At 64.4% G+C, this 18,734-nt stretch carries 21 protein-coding genes; 9 read left to right on the forward strand and 12 right to left on the reverse strand.

Going from position 1 to position 18,734, the window contains the following annotated elements; genetic code table 11:
• Positions 1-25: 25 nt before the first annotated feature.
• Positions 26-1,504, reverse strand: coding sequence for an efflux RND transporter periplasmic adaptor subunit (locus EOD29_RS06630; protein ID WP_245475263.1), 1,479 nt, complete (start codon positions 1,502-1,504; stop codon positions 26-28).
• Between the two features lie 457 nt (positions 1,505-1,961).
• Between EOD29_RS06630 and EOD29_RS06635 the strand changes: the two genes are divergently transcribed.
• Positions 1,962-3,314, forward strand: coding sequence for a hypothetical protein (locus tag EOD29_RS06635; RefSeq protein WP_127246227.1), 1,353 nt, complete (start codon positions 1,962-1,964; stop codon positions 3,312-3,314).
• A gap of 41 nt (positions 3,315-3,355) precedes the next feature.
• Complete coding sequence (locus tag EOD29_RS06640; RefSeq protein WP_245466721.1) at positions 3,356-3,664, forward strand: CorA family divalent cation transporter; 309 nt, start codon at positions 3,356-3,358, stop codon at positions 3,662-3,664.
• A 4-nt stretch (positions 3,665-3,668) separates the two neighbouring features.
• Here EOD29_RS06640 and EOD29_RS06645 read toward each other — a convergent pair whose 3' ends face one another.
• From EOD29_RS06645 to cysS, 9 genes are all read right to left on the reverse strand, one after another.
• Positions 3,669-4,355, reverse strand: a complete 687-nt coding sequence (locus EOD29_RS06645; RefSeq protein WP_127246228.1) for a glutathione S-transferase family protein — start codon at positions 4,353-4,355, stop codon at positions 3,669-3,671.
• A 9-nt stretch (positions 4,356-4,364) separates the two neighbouring features.
• On the reverse strand, positions 4,365-5,294 hold the full coding sequence (rarD, locus tag EOD29_RS06650) for an EamA family transporter RarD (RefSeq protein WP_127246229.1): 930 nt from the start codon (positions 5,292-5,294) through the stop codon (positions 4,365-4,367).
• Between the two features lie 82 nt (positions 5,295-5,376).
• A complete protein-coding gene (gene cimA, locus EOD29_RS06655; protein WP_127246230.1) occupies positions 5,377-6,993 on the reverse strand; it encodes a citramalate synthase in 1,617 nt (538 codons plus the stop codon).
• A gap of 64 nt (positions 6,994-7,057) precedes the next feature.
• Positions 7,058-8,023: a prolyl aminopeptidase gene (pip, locus tag EOD29_RS06660; RefSeq protein ID WP_067321175.1), complete on the reverse strand. Its 966-nt coding sequence runs from the start codon at positions 8,021-8,023 to the stop codon at positions 7,058-7,060.
• A complete protein-coding gene (locus EOD29_RS06665; RefSeq protein ID WP_127246231.1) occupies positions 8,020-8,496 on the reverse strand; it encodes a GFA family protein in 477 nt (158 codons plus the stop codon). The genes pip and EOD29_RS06665 overlap by 4 nt, the downstream gene beginning before the upstream one ends.
• On the reverse strand, positions 8,493-8,984 hold the full coding sequence (locus EOD29_RS06670; protein WP_095823668.1) for a GFA family protein: 492 nt from the start codon (positions 8,982-8,984) through the stop codon (positions 8,493-8,495). Before EOD29_RS06670 ends, EOD29_RS06665 begins: the two co-directional genes overlap by 4 nt.
• An 18-nt stretch (positions 8,985-9,002) precedes the next feature.
• A complete protein-coding gene (locus EOD29_RS06675) occupies positions 9,003-9,389 on the reverse strand; it encodes a VOC family protein (RefSeq protein WP_095800105.1) in 387 nt (128 codons plus the stop codon).
• Positions 9,386-9,790 carry a DUF559 domain-containing protein gene (locus tag EOD29_RS06680; RefSeq protein WP_127246232.1) on the reverse strand — a complete coding sequence of 135 codons (405 nt, stop codon included), beginning with the start codon at positions 9,788-9,790 and terminating at the stop codon, positions 9,386-9,388. The genes EOD29_RS06675 and EOD29_RS06680 overlap by 4 nt, the downstream gene beginning before the upstream one ends.
• Before the next feature lie 283 nt (positions 9,791-10,073).
• Positions 10,074-11,525: a cysteine--tRNA ligase gene (gene cysS / locus EOD29_RS06685; RefSeq protein WP_127246233.1), complete on the reverse strand. Its 1,452-nt coding sequence runs from the start codon at positions 11,523-11,525 to the stop codon at positions 10,074-10,076.
• A gap of 387 nt (positions 11,526-11,912) precedes the next feature.
• On the opposite strand from cysS, the gene EOD29_RS06690 reads away from it, so the two are divergent.
• A complete protein-coding gene (locus EOD29_RS06690; protein WP_082953737.1) occupies positions 11,913-12,068 on the forward strand; it encodes a hypothetical protein in 156 nt (51 codons plus the stop codon).
• A 100-nt stretch (positions 12,069-12,168) separates the two neighbouring features.
• Here EOD29_RS06690 and EOD29_RS06695 read toward each other — a convergent pair whose 3' ends face one another.
• Positions 12,169-12,930 (reverse strand): SOS response-associated peptidase, encoded by a 762-nt coding sequence (locus tag EOD29_RS06695; protein ID WP_127246234.1) that lies wholly within the window; start codon positions 12,928-12,930, stop codon positions 12,169-12,171.
• Between the two features lie 113 nt (positions 12,931-13,043).
• Between EOD29_RS06695 and EOD29_RS06700 the strand changes: the two genes are divergently transcribed.
• The 4 genes from EOD29_RS06700 (at position 13,044) to EOD29_RS06715 (ending at position 15,460) form a co-directional block, all read left to right on the forward strand.
• A complete protein-coding gene (locus tag EOD29_RS06700; protein WP_127215599.1) occupies positions 13,044-13,472 on the forward strand; it encodes an NUDIX hydrolase in 429 nt (142 codons plus the stop codon).
• 69 nt (positions 13,473-13,541) lie between these two features.
• Complete coding sequence (locus EOD29_RS06705) at positions 13,542-13,919, forward strand: TIGR02301 family protein (RefSeq protein ID WP_127246608.1); 378 nt, start codon at positions 13,542-13,544, stop codon at positions 13,917-13,919.
• Between the two features lie 338 nt (positions 13,920-14,257).
• Positions 14,258-14,515, forward strand: a complete 258-nt coding sequence (locus EOD29_RS06710) for a hypothetical protein (RefSeq protein WP_066997401.1) — start codon at positions 14,258-14,260, stop codon at positions 14,513-14,515.
• Positions 14,516-14,665: 150 nt separating this feature from the next.
• Entirely contained in the window at positions 14,666-15,460 is a 795-nt protein-coding gene (locus EOD29_RS06715) for a hypothetical protein (RefSeq protein ID WP_127246235.1), read from the forward strand.
• Between the two features lie 169 nt (positions 15,461-15,629).
• Here the strand turns inward: EOD29_RS06715 and EOD29_RS06720 are convergent, their stop codons facing one another.
• On the reverse strand, positions 15,630-16,961 hold the full coding sequence (locus EOD29_RS06720) for a dihydroorotase (protein ID WP_127246236.1): 1,332 nt from the start codon (positions 16,959-16,961) through the stop codon (positions 15,630-15,632).
• An 85-nt stretch (positions 16,962-17,046) separates the two neighbouring features.
• On the opposite strand from EOD29_RS06720, the gene EOD29_RS06725 reads away from it, so the two are divergent.
• Complete coding sequence (locus EOD29_RS06725) at positions 17,047-17,910, forward strand: folate-binding protein YgfZ (RefSeq protein WP_127246237.1); 864 nt, start codon at positions 17,047-17,049, stop codon at positions 17,908-17,910.
• Positions 17,910-18,548 (forward strand): HD family hydrolase, encoded by a 639-nt coding sequence (locus EOD29_RS06730; protein WP_095781517.1) that lies wholly within the window; start codon positions 17,910-17,912, stop codon positions 18,546-18,548. The genes EOD29_RS06725 and EOD29_RS06730 overlap by 1 nt, the downstream gene beginning before the upstream one ends.
• Positions 18,549-18,734 lie beyond the last annotated feature (186 nt).

Here is an 18,734-nt window from a genome sequence, read left to right on the forward strand (position 1 = left end):
CCGGAGACGAGACCGCTCGGCGTGCTCATTGGGCTTCGCCGGTGTCGCCACCATTTCCGCTGCTGCCGCTATTGCCGCTGCCGTCGCGACGATGGTGGCGGTGGTGCTTGCGGTTGGCATCGCCCGATGCGTCCGCGCCGTCGCCTGCCGAACCTTGGCGCTGGCTGCTCGAGATCGCGGGCGCGTTGCCGGGGTTGACGGCAGACGTATTGCTGGTCGCGGCGGCCCCGCTGCCCCTACCCTCCGCTTGCGGCTGCGCGGGAGATCCAGCGCCGGCGGTCGGCGCGGCGCTGTTGTCAGGCACGGTCACCTTGGCGCCGTCCTTCAGCCGGTCGACGCCATCGACGACCACCTTGGCGCCTGGCGGAAGGCCCGACAGCAATTGCGTCACCGAGGCGTCGCCCGGGCCAAGGGAAACGGTCTTCACCGAGACAGTGCTGTCGTCGTTGAGTTGATAGACGAAAGTGCCTGGGGCGCCGTGCTGGATGGCGGCGTTGGGCAGCACCGTCACGCCGGTCAGGGTGCGCACCAGGAGATGCACGTTGACGAACTGGTTGGGATAAACCCCGCCGTCGGCGTTAGCAAACACGGCGCGCAGCTTCACGGTGCCGGTGGTCGGATCGATCTGGTTGTCGATCGTCTGCAGCGTGCCTTCGGCGATCTGCTTGGTGTCGTTGCGGTCGAACAAGGTAGCCTTGAGCCCGGCATTGCCATGCGTCTGTTCCAGCACTTCGGCGAGGGTGTCCTCGGGCAGCGAGAACAGCACCGAAATCGGCTGCATCTCGGTGATCACCGCAATGCCGGTGCTGTCGGAAGGCGTGACGTAATTGCCCTGATCGACCAGCCTGAGGCCGATGCGGCCGTCGGCAGGTGCAACGATATGGCTGTTGGCGATATTGACCTCGACGGCCTCGATCTGCGCCTGGTCGGACATGACCGTGCCCTCGTCGGATTGCACGGTCGCGCGCTGCAGGTCGACCGCCTGCTGGGTGATGGCGTTGGAGGTCAGCTTCAGATCGCGGTCGAGGTCGAGCCTGGCATCGGTCAGCAGCGCCTGGTCGTGCTTCAATTGCCCCTGCAATTGATGCAGCGAGGCTTGGAGAGTGCGGTCGTCGACCTGGGCAAGAAAATCGCCCTTCTTCACCATTTCCCCTTCGGTGAAGGCGATCGCGGTGATCTGCCCGCTGACCTGCGGGCGCACGGTCACCGTCGACAGCGAGGTCACCGTGCCCAGCGCCTCCAGCGTGATCGGGATGTCGGCCTGCGTCACCGAGGCGACTGCGACCGGCTGCGCGCCGAGATCGCCGCCCCGGAATCGTTGGCCGCCGCGCGCGCCTTGCTGCTGCACCGGTGCTGGATGGAGCCAGAAGGCGACGCCCGCTCCAGCCGCGACCAGCAGCAGCGCGACCATCCAGCCGCGGCGCCGGCGGCGCACGACCACCGGCTTGATGTCCGTCATCGGCTCACGGAGCGGCTGTAGCCGGCTGGCGACTTCGTCGTCCACTTTGTCACCTATCCATCGAACCGCATGCGGCCAGGTCGACCACGTCCTTGGCCAGCGTCACTGCTCAAGACGCAATCCGGCCGGGAACATAACGCCGGAACCCGGCCATGCAATTGTGCGCGACATTAAATTCCCGTAAGAATTGAATGGGTTAGGTCGAAGACCACACCACAAATGCATGCTCGGGCGGGCTGTTCGGGGGCTTACCCCAATCGCGTGAGAGTGATCGACCGCGCCGCGCCGGCCAATGATGACAAGGCTTTAAGGGGTGAACCCGGCCCGTGCGGCGGACCGCCTTTTGACGGTCGGGCCCCGTTCCTGTCCCGGCGGAACCGCAGCCTCCGAGCGGGACGCCACTCCAGCCCGCTCGCAAAGATGTGAACGCAGCGACGTGCGAAGCTGCCCTATTCCTCAGCTTTATCGGCAGCGGGCCGGATCGCGATCGAAGAGGGAAGCCATGACCTTTGCCCGGCTGCTCGCCTTGCCCCTGCTCAGCCTGTTGGCGCTCGGCCACGCGACCGCGCAAAGTCCGGACGGGGTCACCTCGCATGACGCACAGGTCGAGGATCTGAAAGTCTTCCGCCATGACTTTCTCGATGTCGACAAGTCTTTTTCCAGCGCCGCCCGCGTGGAAGCGGCATCGCGGCTGCAGGCGCTCGAAACCGCGGCAGGTCCGACCGACGCGACCGTCTTCGCTGTCGATCTCTGCCAGATCGCGGCACTGGCCGACAATGGTCACACGACCTGCAAGTTGCCGCGCGCCAATGGTGTGGCGATGTCTTTGCTGCCCATCGACGGCGCCTTCTACGTCATAGCGGCCAGCCCGCAAAACAGCGATCTGCTGGGCAGCCGGCTCGCCGGCATCGACGGCCATCCGGCTGCTGAAGTCTCCTCGGCGCTGCGCAGCCTGCATGGCGGCGTGGCGGCATGGCGAGACATCGAGGCGACCGACGCGATCGTCCGGCCCGACCTGCTGCATGCGCTCGGGCTCGCCAATGCCGCCGGCGACGCGACCTTTCGTTTCCAGGCGCCCGACGGCCGCATCATCGACCGCAAGCTCGCCCCGGAGCCGCAGCGCCGCGACTGGGTGAAGATTTTTCCCAAGGGAAGCGCGCCCTGGCCCCTGCAGGATCAGGAACAGCCTTTCCGCTGGCGCGATGCGCCCGAACTCGATGGCGTCGTCGCCGAGATCAGGCGCAACGTCGACGGCAAGACCGGGAAGATCGCCGATTTCCTGGCTGAGGTCGAAGCCGCCCGGGTCCGTCTCGGCCGCAAGAACCTCGTCCTCGACATGCGCTTCAACACCGGCGGCAACTTGATGCTGACCCGCGATGTCCTCAGTTCCTGGCCGTCCCGCGTCAAACCGCCGGGACGGCTGTTCGTGCTGGAAAGCCCGATTACCTTTTCGGCGGGAATTGTCGACGTCGCCTATCTCAAGCAGGCTGGCGGGGACAGGGTCACACTGGTCGGCGAAGCGCCCGGCGACCGCATGATGTTCTTCGCCGATCAGCAGCAGGTGACGCTGCCGCATTCGGGCCTCATGCTGCAGTCCGCGACGCAGCGCTATGACCTTCAAAACGGCTGCAAGGCCTACGCCGATTGTTTCGTCGGCATGGCGCAACCGAGTTCCGCCACGGGCACGACGCCCGTGCTTGTCGCCACCATCGACAAAGGCAAGGGCCGCAAGCCGGTTGCGCTCAAGACGCTGGAGCCCGACATTGCCGCGCCATGGTCAATCGACGATCTGCTCAAGGGTCGCGATCCCGGAATGGCGGCCGTTCAGGCGGCGTTGGCGGGACAGCAGGAGTAGGACTGTTCAGTCGTGTTTTTATAGCGGAAGCGACCGGCGACATGGCGGCAAGGCTCTCGCACCGCGCGCATACGCTGCATCACGACGGCGAGCAGCTGCAGGCGCGAACCCGGCTTTTGGAGGACGAACTGATGGCGAAGCTGACCGAGCGGTCGAACCAGCTGCTCTACATCCTCTCCGTCATGACCGCGGTGCTGCTGCCGATGACCATCATCTCCGGCCTGTTCGGCATGAATGTCGGCGGGCTCCCGCTGGTCGACACGGCGCTCGGCTTCTGGGTGGTGACGGCGATAGCGGTCGTCGTCGCCGGCATCGTCTACATGGTCGTGCGGCGGCTGGGCCGGGTTTAGCGTCCTATGCGCTTGCGCGCAGATCCTCGACGACCGTACCGGCCGCGCGGACTTCCGCCTCATGGTCCGGCTCGCGCCATGTCTCGGCGAGACCGGCCGCATACCATTCGCGCATGGCAGCGAGATCGAGCAACCGCTTGGGATAAGCAGCGGCGGCGCCCTCGAATGCCAGTCCATAGGACTGTGCCCGGAAAGCGACCGGAGCGAAGAAGGCATCGACCGCGGTGAAGTGGTCTCCGGCAAGGAACGGTCCGCCGAATCGCGCAAGGCCGTCGTTCCACAAGTCGCCCAGGCGGAAGAGATCGTGCTTCAGCGCATCGGACATCGATGCCAGCTTGACGCGCACGCCACAGCTCATCGGGCAGTCATTGCGCAGCGCGGCAAAGCTCGAATGCATTTCGGCGGTGGCGGAGCGCGCCCAGGCGCGCGCTTTCGCATCGGCCGGCCAAACGCCCTGATGCCGCTCTGCCAGATATTCGACGATCGAGAGCGAGTCCCACACCGCCCAGCCATCGTCGACCAGGCAGGGCACGCGGCCATTCGGCGAGAATGACCGGAAGAGGCTGAAACTTGAACCGGTCGGGAACGGCGTCAGCCGCTCCTCGAAGCGAATGTCGAGGGTCCGCATCAGCAGCCAAGGCCGCAGCGACCAGGACGAATAGTTCTTGTTGCCGATATAAAGCTGGTACATTTGCCGCCCTCACCTCGTCGCGGGACCCGCCTGGCGAACCTCGCGCCCTCTGAACATCGACCAGCTGTACATGGCCAGCGCAGTCCAGATAAGGGCGAAAGCTATGGCCTGCGTGCTGCCGAATGGCTCATCGAAGATCAAGACGGCGATCAGGAACACCATGGTCGGCGCGATGTATTGCATGATGCCGATGGTGGAGAGGCGCAAAAGCCTGGCGCCGAAGGCAAAGAGCAGAAGCGGCACCGCGGTCACCGGGCCGCAGCCGATCAGCAGCGCGGTGTCGGCGCCGGTGCTGGAGATGAAATGGTCCTGTCCCGCGGCGATCAGGTAGGCAATGTAGCAAAGCGCCGGCACCGACAGCAAAAGAACTTCAAGCAGAAAGCCCTGGCTCGGCCCGATCGGCAGCGTCTTGCGGAAGAAGCCGTAGGCGGCGAAGGAGAAGGCCAATGCCAGCGATACCCAGGGTAATTTGCCGGCCTCGACAGTAAGCACGGTCACCGCAATGGCGGCCAGCGCCACCGCCGCGATCTGCAGCCGGTCGAGCCGTTCGCCGAGGAGAACGGCGCCGACCACCACGCTGACCAGCGGGTTGATATAGTAGCCGAGCGCCGTCTCGACCGTGCGGTCGACTGCGATCGCCCAGACATAGATGCCCCAGTTGACCGAGATGAGCGTCGCCGTCAGCGCCGCCATGGCGAGGCTTTTTGGCGAGCGGATCGCGGCCTTAAAGTCGGCGGTGCGGCCGGCCCAGACCAGCACGGCAGCGGCGATCGGTACCGACCAAACGATCCGGTGCGAGATCACCTCGATCAGAGGCAGGTGCGCCACCGCTTTCATGTAGAAGGGCAACAGCCCCCAGAGGAAATAGGCGCCGAGGGCCAAAAGGAAGCCGCGGCGGGCCTTGGCGTCTTGATCGAGATCGGCTGTTGCGGTGACCATGGCCCAACGCTATGGCCCAGGGGACCGTCCAAGACCATCGCAAAATTCTGATGGATCAATGGACTTTTGATGATGGTTCAACCTACTCCGCCGCGACTAAGCCAGCCATATCACGGTTCTTCATCAGCTTGTAGATGATCGAATCCATCAGCGCCTGGAAGGAGGCGTCGATGATGTTTTCCGATACGCCGACCGTCCACCAGCGGGCGCCGGTGGAATCGTGCGATTCGATCAGCACTCGGGTGATGGCTTCGGTGCCGCCGTTGAGAATGCGCACCTTGAAGTCGGCGAGCTCGAGGTCGACGATCTCGTTCTGATACTTGCCGAGATCCTTGCGCAGCGCGATGTCGAGCGCGTTGACCGGGCCGTGGCCTTCGGCCACCGACATCTTCTCCTCGCCGTCGACAATCACCTTCACGATCGCCTCGGACACGGTCTTCAGGTTGCCGTTGGCATCGAAGCGGCGCTCGACCATGCAGCGGAACGAGGTGACGTTGAAGAACTCCGGCAGGCCGTGCAGCATCTTGCGGGCCAAGAGCTCGAAGGAGGCGTCGGCGCCCTCATAGGCGTAGCCTTCGGCCTCGCGCTCCTTGACGATGGCGATGAGCGCATCGAGCCGGCTGTCGTCCTTCGGCACGTCGATGCCGCGCCGCTTCAATTCCGCGAGGAAATTGGCCTTGCCGCCCTGGTCGGAGACCATGACGCGGCGGCGGTTGCCGACGGCTTCCGGCGGCACATGTTCGTAGGTCGCCGGCTCTTTGGCCAGCGCCGAAGCATGGATGCCGGCCTTGGTGGCGAAGGCGGATGAGCCCACATAGGGCGCCTGAGCTTCCGGCGCGCGGTTGAGCAATTCGTCGAAAGCGCGCGAGAGCCGCGAAATGCCGGTCAGTGCTTCGGCCGAAATGCCTGTCTCGAAGCGGTCGGCGAAGGCCGGCTTGAGCGCGAGCGTCGGGATGATTGTGACCAGATTGGCGTTGCCGCAGCGCTCGCCGATGCCGTTCAGCGCGCCCTGGATCTGGCGCACACCGGCCTCGACGGCGGCAAGGGAATTCGCCACCGCCTGGCCGGTGTCGTCATGGGCATGAATGCCGAGATGGTCGCCAGGGATGCCGCCCGCGATCACCTTCTCGACGATGGCCCGCACTTCCGAAGGCTGCGTGCCGCCATTGGTGTCGCATAGCACCGCCCAGCGCGCCCCGGCATCATAGGCCGTCTTGGCGCAGGCCAGCGCGTAATCCGGATTGGCCTTGAAGCCGTCGAAGAAATGCTCGCAGTCGACCATCGCCTCCTTGCCGGCGGCGACCGCCGCCTGGACCGAGACCTTTATCGACTCAAGGTTCTCCTCGTTGGTGCAGCCGAGCGCCACGCGCACGTGATAATCCCAGCTCTTGGCGACGAAGCAGATCGCGTCCGACTTCGACTGCACCAGCGCCGCCAGCCCCGGATCGTTGGAGGCCGAAACCCCTGCCCGCTTGGTCATGCCGAAGGCGACGAATTTCGCGCGTTCCGTGCGCTTCTGATGGAAGAAGGCGGTGTCGGTCGGGTTGGCGCCGGGATAGCCGCCCTCGACATAGTCGATGCCGAACTCATCGAGCAGCTTGGCGATCGCGATCTTGTCCTCGACGGAAAAGTCGATGCCCGGCGTCTGCTGGCCGTCGCGCAGCGTGGTGTCGAAGAGGTAGAGGCGTTGCTTTGTCATGGCTGTAGCTCGAAAAGTCGCGATCCTTCGCGCCGGGGGCGCCGTAGAGCACAAACCTGCACGGTTATTTGCCGGCGTATTTATCCGTCGCCCGGATCAGCCGGTCCAGAATCCCCGGCTCCGAATACGAGTGGCCGGCGCCTTCGATGAGGTGGAAATCCGCCTTCGGCCAGGCCTTGTGCAGCGCCCAGGCATAGCGCGCCGGGCACGGCATGTCGTAGCGGCCGTGGACGATGGTGCCGGGGATATCCTTCAGCTTCCAGGCATCGCGCAGCAGCTGTCCTTCTTCCAGCCAGCCGGCATGGACGAAATAGTGGTTCTCGATGCGGGCGAAGGCGATGGCATAGTCGTCCTGGCCGAAAGGCGTGCTGGTTTCCGGCTCCGGCAAAAGCGTGATCGTCTCGCCTTCCCACAGACTCCAGGCAAGCGCCGCCTCGACCTTCGCCTTGCGGTCGGTGCCCACCAGCCGCTTGCGGTAGGCGGCCATCATGTCGCCGCGCTCGGCCTCGGGGATCGGCGCGAGAAAACGCTCCCACTTGTCGGGAAACATCTCGGAGACGCCGAACTGATAGTACCATTCGAGCTCGGCGCGGGTGAGCGTATAGATGCCGCGCACGACGAGCTCGCTGACGCGCTCGGGATGCGTTTCGGCATAGGCGAGCGCCAGCGTCGAGCCCCACGAGCCGCCGAACACCAGCCATTTGTCGAAGCCCGCCATCTCGCGCAGGCGTTCGATGTCGGTGACGAGATGCCAGGTGGTGTTGGCTTCCAGCGAGGCGTTGGGCGTCGACTTGCCGCAGCCGCGCTGGTCGAACAGGATGACGTCGTAGAGTTTCGGGTCGAACAGCCGCCGGTGTTTGGGCGAGATCGTGCCTCCAGGGCCGCCATGCAGGAACACGGCTGGCTTGGCGCCTTTGGTGCCGCAGCGCTCCCAATAGATGGTGTGGCCATCACCGACATCGAGCATGCCTGTTTCGAACGGCTCGATCTCGGGATAGAGCGTGCGCAAGGAGCTGCTGTGGATCGTCATAGTTTCAGTCCCTGCTGCGGCCAGTTGGCCGTCTCGTGATCGGGATGCTGGAAGGAGATGATCTGCTCCTGCCGTCGATAGTAGTCGGGGTCGTCGTGGACCGGCGCCTCGAAGATCTTCTCCACCCAGGGCAGCCGCACCGCGTAGTTGACCTGGATCTGCGGCGCGAGGTCCGAACGCTCGTCGAAGGCACCGATGGCGATCTCCAGCCCGCCCGGCTGGCGGTAGGTGAGCGGCGTGCCGCAGCGGCGGCAGAAGCCGCGATCGATGTTGACCGAGGACTGGAAATAGCTCGGCTCCTCATGGGTCCATTCGACGCCATCCTTCGGCACCGTCACCAGGGCGCCAAAGAAATTGCCGAACTGTTTCTGGCACATGCGGCAATGGCAGATGGACGGGCGCCCGAGCTTGCCGTGGACGCGGAAGCGCACGGCGCCGCACTGGCAGCCGCCGGTTCGAATTTCATCGGTCATGGTTTTTCCTCCGGCGGCCATTGGTCCGTGTCGTGATCGGGATGTTGATAGGAGACGAGCTCGGCGAGATAAGGCGCCGACGAAATATCGCCCATCGTCTCCTCGGAGGGCAGTTTCGAAACGCCGTCGACATAGGGAAGCTTCGCTTCGACGCCCCACTGGATGGTTGGCGCGATGCCGGCCGGGTCGTCGAAGGCGGCGATCGCCAGCGCCACGCCGTCCGGCGCCTCGAAGGTCAGCGGCGTGCCGCATTCGGCGCAGAAGCCGCGCCATGCCGCGCTGGACGAGCGGAAGCGCTTCGGCCCGCCGCGCGTCCAGTCCAGCCTGGCGCCGCGCACCGAGACCAGCGGCAGATAGAAATTGCCGCTCGCCTTCTGGCACATGCGGCAATGGCAGACCGAGGCATCGCCCAGGGCGCCCTCAACGCGGAAACGCACGGCGCCGCACTGGCACCCGCCCGTATAGACCGGCCGGTTATCAAGGCTCATCGATCCCTCCCATCGAGCTCACTCCGGATCATGGCAGACCGCCTCGACATTGTTGCCGTCGGGATCGAAGACGAAGGCGCCGTAATAATTGGGGTGGTAATGCGGACGCAGCCCCGGCCCGCCATTGTCCTTGCCGCCGGCCGCAAGGGCCGCGGCATGGAAGGCGTCGACCTCGGCGCGGCTGCGCGCGGTGAAGGCGACATGCTGATGGTCCTTCGGCTTCTCCTTGCCCGCGCTCAGCCAGAACACCGGCCGGTCGCGGCCATAGCCGCCGACCTTGGCGCCGCCGGTATATTCCTCCGGCACCATGTAGAGCAGCGAAGCGCCAAGCGGCGCCATCGCCTTGTCGTAGAACGCCTTGGACTTTTCGAAATCGGAAACGCTGATGCCGAGATGATCGATCATGGAACGAGCTCCTGCGTTGCGGTCTCAGGCACTTCGGCGCCGGCCAGGCCGGCCGCAATGACGATGTGCTGGCAGACATTGTCGATATCGCGGATCACGTCGTCGTTCCAGAAGCGCAGGATGGTCCAGCCGCTTGCAGCTAGATAGCCACTTCTTGCCTCGTCACGGTTTAAGTGTTCCGCATCGCCATGCTGGCTGCCATCGACCTCGACTATGAGGCGATGGGCCGAGCACGCGAAATCAACGATATAAGGTCCGATCGGCACCTGCCGCCGGAAGCTCATGCCCATCAAGCGGTGGGCACGCAACTCGTTCCAAAGTTTCAGCTCGGCATCCGTCATGGCACGCCGCATGGACTTGGCGTTATTGCGCTGACGGGATGGAACGAGGTCGTGGCCCATAGCTACACGCCCTCACGTTTGGGATTAACGAAATCGCACGCCCGAGCTAATCTCCCCCCTTGCGGGGGAGATGTCCGGCAGGACAGAGGGGGGTGCTGTCCCGCCGACGTAGCAACGAGAGAGTGCTGCCCTCCTAGGGAATAGCGGGTGTGTGAGTGGGAAAACTCAAACCCTGGAGTTCCTTCGCACCCCCCTCTGTCCTGCCGGACATCTCCCCCGCAAGGGGGGAGATTGGACGTCACCGGCGCCTCCGCCAGTCCTGAAACGATCCCCTGCGCCACCCTCACCGCTTGATCTCCCAGGTCGTCACCCGCTGGCCGGTGAGAGGATCCTTGCCGTCCTTGAGCTGAACGCCCTGCGCCAGAAGCTCGTCGCGGATGCGGTCGGCCTCAGCCCAATTCTTGTCGGCGATGAACTTCAGGCGCCTGGCGATCGCCTCAGCGATCACGGTTTCGTCCACCTTCGCTGCGCCGACGTCGAAGCCGAGGAAGGAAAGCGCCGCTTTCAGCGAAGCCGCGGCGGCGTTCTCGCCGGCGCCAGTGAACTCCACCGCCTCGCCGGCAAGCTGCGTCAATCGCTGAAAGGCAGCGTAGGTGGCGAGGTCGTCGGACAGCGCCTCAAGCACGTCTGCCGGCAGGTCCCCCGCCGCCGCGGGCGCTAGATCGGCCGCACGCTTCCATTTGCGCAGCGTGTTTTCCGCCTCCTCCAGCTTGCGCACGGAAAAGTCGATCGGCTCGCGGTAATGCGTCATCAGCATAGCCAGCCGCAGCACCTCGCCCGGCCATTTCCTGCCGCCGAAAGTCTCGGTCTCCAAGAGCTCATGGATCGAATAGAAATTGCCGAGGCTCTTCGACATTTTCTGGCCCTCGACCTGAAGGAAGCCGTTGTGCATCCAGAAATTGGCCATGACGTTTGTGCCGTGGGCGCAGCGCGACTGGGCGATCTCATTCTCGTGATGCGGGAAGATCAGGTCGAGGCCGCCGCCATGGATGTCGAAGACCTCGCCGAGATAGGCGGCCGACATGGCCGAGCATTCGATGTGCCAGCCCGGACGGCCCCTGCCCCACGGGCTTTCCCAGCCGGGCTCTTCCGGCGTCGAGAGTTTCCATAAAACGAAATCGCCCGGGTTCTTCTTGTGGGCGTCGACGGCGATGCGGGCGCCGGCCTGCTGCTCGTCGAGATTGCGCTTCGAAAGCTCGCCATAATCGGGCATCGAGGCGGTGTCGAAGAGCACCTCGCCGCCGGCGACATAGGCGTGGCCGCGCTCGATCAGCTGCGCGATCAGCGACAGCATGTCGGCCTTGCCGTCGGCGCGGGGCGCGACGAATTCGGTCGCCCGCGGCTCGTGGGTCGGCTCCAAACAGCCGAGTGCCGCGACATCTTTGTGGTACTGGTCGGCGGTCTTTTCGGTGACGCGCCGGATCGCGTCGTTCAGCGAAAGCGTCCCGACTTCGATCTCGGCGCCGAAATCGCGCAGGGCGCGCGCATTTATCTTGTCGTCGACATCCGTGATGTTGCGCACATACGTGACGTGCTTTTCGCCATAGAGTTGGCGCAGCAAACGGAACAGCACGTCGAAGACGATCGCCGGCCGCGCGTTGCCGATATGGGCAAAGTCGTAGACCGTCGGGCCGCAAACATACATGCGCACGTTTTGCGGATCGATCGGAACGAAACGCTCCTTCGCCCGCGTCAGCGTGTTGTAAAGGCTGAGGCCCTTCGATGCGTCAGACATTCGTGCTCTTCCGATCCCTTATGTTGGACGGAGCCTCCCCGCGCGCGGGCGCAAATCGGGCTCCAGCCTGCTGGCCGGGGCGTTTGTCCAATCTAGGGGAAGATAAGGCGAAAACGTCCGGACCAGCGGGAGGCTAGCCAATAATGCAAATGCCACAAATGGCGAAAGACGTTTTCATGGCCGGCTTTATCGCGCCCGCAGGTGTTGCCGTCAAGTCGCTCAACTCGGGAAAGCTGTCGTTCCATCACAGGTAAAAACGGGCCGAAACATTTTATTAAGCATCTCGGCACAGTGATGAAACATTATCGGACTAGACCGCCAAACGTCACGATTTGGTCCGAATCGACCACCAAACCCAGACACGAAACGTTACCAGGGAAGAGAACAATGCCTCGAAGTAAGCAAGAACAAAGCCGACCGGCGCAACAGCCGCTCGCCAGCCACTACCGCGCGATCGGCCCTGCGGCCATCGTCGCAGCCCTTCTTCACACCGCGAAGAAGAAGAAGCCGGCGCAGAAGATCATCTCGCCGCGCGCCGCCTGAAACGGCAGGACCGGCGCAGTCTCCGAAGATCGGAGTGCCGGCAATGAGGGCGACGCCAATGCTCGTCCTGGAGATGGAAGGCCTCCGCTAGCAGCCTTCGCTAAAACAGGGTCATCTGGTTTTCGTCCGCGCCGGGTTTCTGGCGCCTGACCCTGTCGGGGTGAGGCCCGACCATGCCCCTCTCCTGAATCTCCGGCGCGGTGTTGGCGACCTTGTTGACGAGGTCGGAAACCGGAATCGCCTCGAAGAAATCGGGCTCGGCGGGCTTGAGGAGGTCGAGCACGTCGCGCGGCTCCTGCGTGCGGCAATCCAACCAGCGGGCGAAATCGCGTTCCTCGATCACCACCGGTACGCGGTCGTGGATATGGGCGGTGCCGGCGTTGGCCCGCGTGGTGAGGATCGCGCCGGTGTCCATCTCGGAACCGCCCGGCTCGGCATAGGTCTCGATCAGACCGGCGAAGGCGATCACCCCGCCCCGCCGCGGCTGGATCCAGTAGGGCTGGCTCTTGGCGCTCCCCGACTGCTGCCATTCATAAAAGCCGGAGGCCGGCACGAGCGTGCGACGATGGCGCATGGCGGTCTTGAACGATGCCTTTTGCAGCACGCCTTCCGAGCGCGCGTTGAAGAGCAGCGGAAATTCCTTCGTATCCTTGACCCAAGTCGGGATCAGCCCCCAGCGCACCAGCATCGCCTGGCGGTCAGGCAGGTTCGAGCCTGGCGCTCTTGGCGGACCGGCGAACGCCATCAGCACCGGCTGCGTCGGAGCGATATTGTAGCGGGCCGGAAACGCCTCCAGCTCCGCCAGGCCAAGAATGGCGGCGGTCTGGTCCGGCGAGGCGGTCAGGGCAAAGCGTCCGCACATGGATTGGCTCTTCGGTCGGGATCGCCATGAAAGTGGCGATGGAACCGCCGCGCCGCAACCGCTAAAGCTGTCCGGTCCACAACCAAGCTGGCAGCCGGCGCGATTCGCAACGCATGAACAAGGTTCGCAAGATTATCCCGGCAGTCTCCGTCGCCGTCGTGCGCGGCAAGACGGTGCTGCTGGTCAAGCGGGCGCGGCCGCCTTCGCAAGGGCTCTACGCGTATCCCGGCGGCAAGGTCGAGCCGGGCGAGACGCTGGCGCAAGCCGCGGCGCGCGAACTCAAGGAGGAAACCGGGCTCCAGGCGAAGGATTACCACCCGCTGCGCGACATCCATATCGACGGCCGCGCTGAGCACCACGCGGTCGACTATCTGCTGACGGTGTTCGGCGCGGCCTATGTCGGCGGCGAGCCGGCAGCGAGCGATGACGCCGAGACGGCGGCGTTCTACACGCTGGCGGAAATGGCGGCGATGCCGCTGGCGGGCGATGTGTTTGAAGTTGCCGAGGAGTTGCTTGGCCCTGTGCAAGCCGCCGAGCGGTGACCCCAGAATGGCCTTGCAGGCGACAAAATGTTTCGCCACAAAGCCTTGCTCTTCCATCGCAAGGCCCTGATGACCCGCGCCTCCCCCTTTCTCGCCGCAAGCCTCGCCATCAGCATGGCCGTCACGGTGCAGCCGGCATCGCCGGCCGAGGCGCCGTTCGAGCCCGGGCTGATGCGGCTTGCCGAGGTGCTGGGTTCGCTGCATTTCCTGCGCAATCTCTGCGGCGAGAAAGGCGACCAGTGGCGGCTGGAGATGGAAAAGCTGCTTGAGACGGAAAATCCCGATCCCAACCGGCGCGCCCGCTTCATCGCCTCCTTCAATCGCGGCTACCGCTCCTTCAGCGGCACCTACACGCAGTGCACGCCTTCGGCCACCGAGGCCATTGCCCGCTACATGAAGGAAGGCGAGACGCTGTCGCGCGATATCGCTTCCCGCTACGGGAATTGAGGACCGGCATCGATCGCGACTATCCACCGACAAATCGCTCCAATGTGGCCGGCCTTATTGTATCAGGCTGCGCCTTGGTGCAATCATCTGTTGCGCTTGTGCAACAATGTTAATGAAACGTTAGTGGACAAATGCGGAATTAACTCAAACTGAAGGTTTTAATGCCGCAAGCTGGTCTAATCGGCTAAGCTCGGTCGGAATTGATCGCAGCCTTGCTCGATATGTAGATTGCGACTGCAGAAATGTCGTATTTACAAGCACTTGTACGAGCAGCGCATGAACTGGCAAGTCAAGCCCGGTGCCTTGCCGGACCGACGCTTGAAAAGGTGGACATCGCAATGGAACATGGCGTCAGCGACATCGACGCGTTGGTCAGGGAAGAAAAGCGCCTGACCGCCGTGGAGAGCCACAGCGAAGCCTGGGCGGAAGGATTGTCGGCCGGCATCGAGCCCGAAATCATCGCCGAGGCTGCGCTGGAAACCGCCTTCGGCGAGATGCTGCGCGCCAATGGTGAGACCTCAGCGCTGGCCCTGCTCGACCGCATGCGCGAAAAGGTGATCTCCGGCGCGTTCGAGCCGGAACGGCTCAGGCACTAGCCCGCCCGCTTTGGCTGCTTTTGACGGCGACGCGCCGTTTGGGCATCATACCCGCCGCCTAGCCATTAGTATTTCGCAATTCCGGACGGAAACCATTGCACAGTTTTCTGGAATTGCCCTAGCGAGCCCGGAACCATGGAGAGGCAAGGGGTGAGATTTTCGTTGGCAGGCAGGCCGCGCGGGCTGGCCCTCGGCATCTGGATCACTGCTTCCTGCGCCGGGCCATTGACAATCTGCCTCGCCAGCACGCCTTGCTATGCGCTAAGCGAGATCCAACGCGAGGAGTTGCCTTCGCCGGTCACTCCGTCCACCAGTGACGAAACGACCGCTCCGGGGACCACCGTGCCAATGCCGGCCGCGCCCGGCACCAAACCCTCCGACAACAGCCAGCCGGCCGACGAGACGGACAAGAGCGCGCCGGAAGCGCCAACCGGCAGCGGCGGCATCACCAGCCCGCGCTCCGACCCGGATTCGCCGCCGCCGCCCGTCGTCTACGACCTCGACAAGCTTCCCGAACCGGTCAAACGCATGCACGGCCTGATCATTGAGGCCTGCAAGAGCGGCGATATCGAGAAACTTCGGCCGCTGATCGGCTCGGGCGAATCCATGACGCAGCTTTCGCTCGGCGACATCGAGGGCGACCCGGTCGCTTTCCTCAAGGGACTCTCCGGCGACGGCGACGGCCAGGAGATTCTCGCCATTTTGGAAGAGGTGCTCAGCGCCGGCTATGTCCATGTCGACACCGGCACGCCGCAGGAGCTCTATGTCTGGCCGTATTTCTTCGCGCTGCCGCTCGACAAGCTGGATCCCAGGCAGCGCGTCGAGCTGTTCAAGCTCGTCACCGCAAGCGACTATGACGACATGAAGCAGTTCGGCGCCTATATCTTCTATCGCGTCGGCATCACGCCCGCCGGCCAGTGGCTGTTCTTCGTCGCCGGGGATTGAGCCAGAAGCTCATCCCTTGCCAATTTTGGTCTGCGGCCTGCCTCCTCTCGCAGAGCCGGAATCGCATTGGCTCCCACCGTCGGCATTTCGACAAGAAAATCGACGAGGGCAAGTTCCCGCAGCTGCAGGCACTCATAATGCAGGGCGCGCTTAAGAAATCCAACGTGGCCTAAGCCGCCAGCGCCTCGGAAAACTCCACCGCCCTGCCCTGGCCGGGCGTGACGATCTCGCCGTCCCACATTACCCGGTTGCCGCGCACGATGGTGCCGACCGGCCAGCCGGTGACCTCTTTGCCGTCATAGGGCGTCCAGCCCGCCTTGGAGCCAGCCTGCGCGTTGGTGATGGTCTCGCGGCGCTTCAGGTCTACGACGGTGAAATCGGCGTCGTAGCCGGCGGCGATGCGGCCCTTTCCCGCCATGCCGAAGATGCGCTGCGGACCGTGACTGGAGAGATCGACGAAACGCTGCAAAGTGAGCCGGCCGGCGTTGACATGGTCGAGCATGATCGGCACCAGCGTCTGCACGCCCGTCATGCCCGAAGGCGAGGCAGGATAAGGCTTGGCCTTCTCGGCCAGCGTGTGGGGCGCGTGGTCGGACCCCAGCACATCGACGATCCCTTGCGCGATGCCGTGCCAGACGCCGTCGCGGTGGCGCGCCGCGCGCACCGGCGGGTTCATCTGGATCAGCGTGCCGAGCCGCGCATAGTCGTCAGCTGAGAGCGTCAGGTGATGCGGCGTCGCCTCGCATGTAGCGACGTCCTTATGCCGCTCGAGGAAAACGATCTCCTCGGCCGTCGAGATGTGCAGCACATGGATGCGCGCGCGCGTCTGTCTCGCGATGCGCACCAGGCGTTCGGTGCAGCGAAGCGCCGCGATCTCGTCGCGCCAGACAGGATGCGACGAGGGATCGCCCTCGACGCGCAGACCGAGCCGCTCGCGCAGACGGAACTCGTCCTCGGAGTGGAAAGCGGCGCGGCGGCGGGTATTGCGCAGGATGGAGGCGACGCCTTCGTCGTCCTCGACCAGCAGGTCGCCGGTGGACGAGCCCATGAAGACTTTTATGCCGGCAGCTCCTGGCAGCCGCTCGAGCTCGCCGACATCGCCGGCATTGTCGCGCGTGCCGCCAACCCAGAAAGCGAAGTCGCAATGCATGCGGCCGGTGGCGCGCCGCACCTTGTCGGCAAGGGCCGCCTCGCTGGTGGTCAGCGGATTGGTGTTGGGCATCTCGAAGACCGCGGTGACGCCGCCCAAAACCGCGGCGCGAGACCCGGTTTCCAGATCTTCCTTGTGCTCCAGTCCCGGCTCGCGGAAATGCACCTGGCTGTCGACGACGCCGGGCAGGATGTGCAGGCCCGTGCAATCGATCGTTTCGCCGGCCGACGCTTGGCCGAGATCGCCTATCGCGGCAATACGCCCGGCCTTCACGCCGACATCGCGCCGGCCTTCCCCGTCATGGTTGACTACCGTGCCGCCTGTCAGGATGAGGTCGAAGGTGGTTGCCATGGACTGGTCCAATCTCTTGCGGGGGGAGTGTGGCCGGCTTACGTAATGACCATCATTTTTGCAAGATCAGGCCGACTTCACGCCCATGCCCTTTGCCCTGCTGAAAGACCGCGCGCTCATTTCCGTGTCAGGCCAGGATGCCGAACATTTTTTGCAAAACATCCTCACCACCGATCTCGATGCGCTTGGCGCCGGCGAGGCAAAGCCCGGCGCGCTGCTTTCGCCGCAAGGCAAGATCCTGTTCGATTTTCTCATCTCTCGCGCCGGCGAGAACGGCTTCCGGCTGGAATGCCGGACCGACATAGCCGATGACTTCGTGCGCCGGCTGATGCTTTACCGGCTGAGGGCAAAGGCCGAGATTGCCAAGCAGGATCAGGCGCTTGTCACGGTTGCATGGGGCGATGATTCAACCGCCTCACTTGCCAATTCAACTTCGCTCGCCGACACGCGCTTCCGCGAGGTGGAGGTCAGGCGCACATATGAGGGCGCAGTTCAGGACAGCGGCGATGCCGGCGCATGGCAGGCCCTGCGTATCGCCAACGGCATCGCCGAAAGCGGCAGCGACTACCAGCTCGGTGACGCTTTCCCACATGACGTTCTGCTCGACGAGACCGGCGGCGTCGGCTTCAAGAAAGGCTGCTATGTCGGCCAGGAAGTCGTCTCGCGCATGCAGCATCGCGGCACCGCGCGACGCCGCGTGCTGGTCGCCACAGCCGAGGGTTCCCTGCCTGCGACCGGTACCGAGCTCACCGTCGCCGGCCGGCCGGTCGGCACGCTGGGTTCGGTAAGCGGCGGACGCGGCCTCGCCATCGCCCGCATCGACCGCGTCAAGGCAGCGCTCGATGCCCGCGACCCGATCATGGCCGGCGACGTCCCGGTGACGCTCGCCATCCCGGGCTGGGCGAAATTCTCCTTCCCGCAAGACACCGTCAGCGCGGAGGAGGCCTGATGGCGGCCGACAGGGCGGGAGCGCCGCCGCGCGCCTGGCAGCGCATGCTGTCCGGCCGGCGGCTCGACCTGCTCGACCCCTCGCCGCTCGACATCGAGATCGCCGACATCGCGCATGGCCTCGCCCGCGTCGCCCGCTGGAACGGCCAGACCAGCGGCGAGCACGCCTTTTCGGTGGCTCAGCATTCGCTGCTGGTCGAGGCACTCTATGGTGAGCTGGTGCCGGCCGCCTCCGCCGAGGCGCGGCTCGCGGCGCTGCTGCACGACGCGCCCGAATATGTCATCGGCGACATGATCTCCCCCTTCAAATCGGTGATGGGCGGCTCCTACAAGGACTGCGAGCTCAGGCTGCAGCGCGCCATCCATCAACGTTTCTCGCTGCCGGCCGAGCTCGGTTCCACCTTGCGCAAGGACATCAAGCGCGCCGACCAGATCGCCGCCTATTACGAAGCGACGCTGCTTGCCGGCTTCTCGACCGCGGAGGCGACGGAGTATTTCGGCCGGCCGCGCAGCTTTTCCGCCGACCATTTCGACTTCACTCCACGCTCGGTGACCTGGGCGCAGGCGGCATTTCTGAAACGATTCGCGGCGCTGGAAGCTAAACGCCAGCCTTTTCTCGCTGCCAATTCCGTCAAATAAAAGAACGCTAAATTAACCGGCGGCCACGACAGTAAACTGTTCAGTCACGGTCGGCAGGCGCGTTCATGCCCGTTGCTCATGTCAAGGCTGGTTCGGCCGCAGTCAGGCGGAAGGCAACCGGTATTGGCCCGGTTCGACGAATAGCGGAGGAACTTCGCGCACAAAACGAGCGCTTTTCGGCCGCCG

The sequence above is a fragment of the Mesorhizobium sp. M1A.T.Ca.IN.004.03.1.1 genome (assembly GCF_003997555.1).
Taxonomy (GTDB): Bacteria; Pseudomonadota; Alphaproteobacteria; order Rhizobiales; family Rhizobiaceae; genus Mesorhizobium.

Excerpts from the sequence above, each read along its gene's own strand:
- pip (WP_067321175.1), bottom strand. The coding sequence starts at position 8,023 with ATGACGATCCACAGCAGCTCCTTGCGCACGCTCTATCCCGAGATCGAG.
- EOD29_RS06635 (WP_127246227.1), top strand. The coding sequence starts at position 1,962 with ATGACCTTTGCCCGGCTGCTCGCCTTGCCCCTGCTCAGCCTGTTGGCG.
- rarD (WP_127246229.1), bottom strand. The coding sequence starts at position 5,294 with ATGGTCACCGCAACAGCCGATCTCGATCAAGACGCCAAGGCCCGCCGC.
- EOD29_RS06645 (WP_127246228.1), bottom strand. The coding sequence starts at position 4,355 with ATGTACCAGCTTTATATCGGCAACAAGAACTATTCGTCCTGGTCGCTG.
- EOD29_RS06720 (WP_127246236.1), bottom strand. The coding sequence starts at position 16,961 with ATGGCAACCACCTTCGACCTCATCCTGACAGGCGGCACGGTAGTCAAC.
- EOD29_RS06700 (WP_127215599.1), top strand. The coding sequence starts at position 13,044 with ATGAACAAGGTTCGCAAGATTATCCCGGCAGTCTCCGTCGCCGTCGTG.
- cysS (WP_127246233.1), bottom strand. The coding sequence starts at position 11,525 with ATGTCTGACGCATCGAAGGGCCTCAGCCTTTACAACACGCTGACGCGG.
- EOD29_RS06675 (WP_095800105.1), bottom strand. The coding sequence starts at position 9,389 with ATGATCGATCATCTCGGCATCAGCGTTTCCGATTTCGAAAAGTCCAAG.
- EOD29_RS06665 (WP_127246231.1), bottom strand. The coding sequence starts at position 8,496 with ATGACCGATGAAATTCGAACCGGCGGCTGCCAGTGCGGCGCCGTGCGC.
- EOD29_RS06730 (WP_095781517.1), top strand. The coding sequence starts at position 17,910 with ATGGCGGCCGACAGGGCGGGAGCGCCGCCGCGCGCCTGGCAGCGCATG.
- EOD29_RS06705 (WP_127246608.1), top strand. The coding sequence starts at position 13,542 with ATGACCCGCGCCTCCCCCTTTCTCGCCGCAAGCCTCGCCATCAGCATG.
- EOD29_RS06710 (WP_066997401.1), top strand. The coding sequence starts at position 14,258 with ATGGAACATGGCGTCAGCGACATCGACGCGTTGGTCAGGGAAGAAAAG.
- EOD29_RS06725 (WP_127246237.1), top strand. The coding sequence starts at position 17,047 with ATGCCCTTTGCCCTGCTGAAAGACCGCGCGCTCATTTCCGTGTCAGGC.
- EOD29_RS06695 (WP_127246234.1), bottom strand. The coding sequence starts at position 12,930 with ATGTGCGGACGCTTTGCCCTGACCGCCTCGCCGGACCAGACCGCCGCC.
- EOD29_RS06670 (WP_095823668.1), bottom strand. The coding sequence starts at position 8,984 with ATGAGCCTTGATAACCGGCCGGTCTATACGGGCGGGTGCCAGTGCGGC.
- EOD29_RS06640 (WP_245466721.1), top strand. The coding sequence starts at position 3,356 with ATGGCGGCAAGGCTCTCGCACCGCGCGCATACGCTGCATCACGACGGC.
- EOD29_RS06680 (WP_127246232.1), bottom strand. The coding sequence starts at position 9,790 with ATGGGCCACGACCTCGTTCCATCCCGTCAGCGCAATAACGCCAAGTCC.
- EOD29_RS06690 (WP_082953737.1), top strand. The coding sequence starts at position 11,913 with ATGCCTCGAAGTAAGCAAGAACAAAGCCGACCGGCGCAACAGCCGCTC.
- cimA (WP_127246230.1), bottom strand. The coding sequence starts at position 6,993 with ATGACAAAGCAACGCCTCTACCTCTTCGACACCACGCTGCGCGACGGC.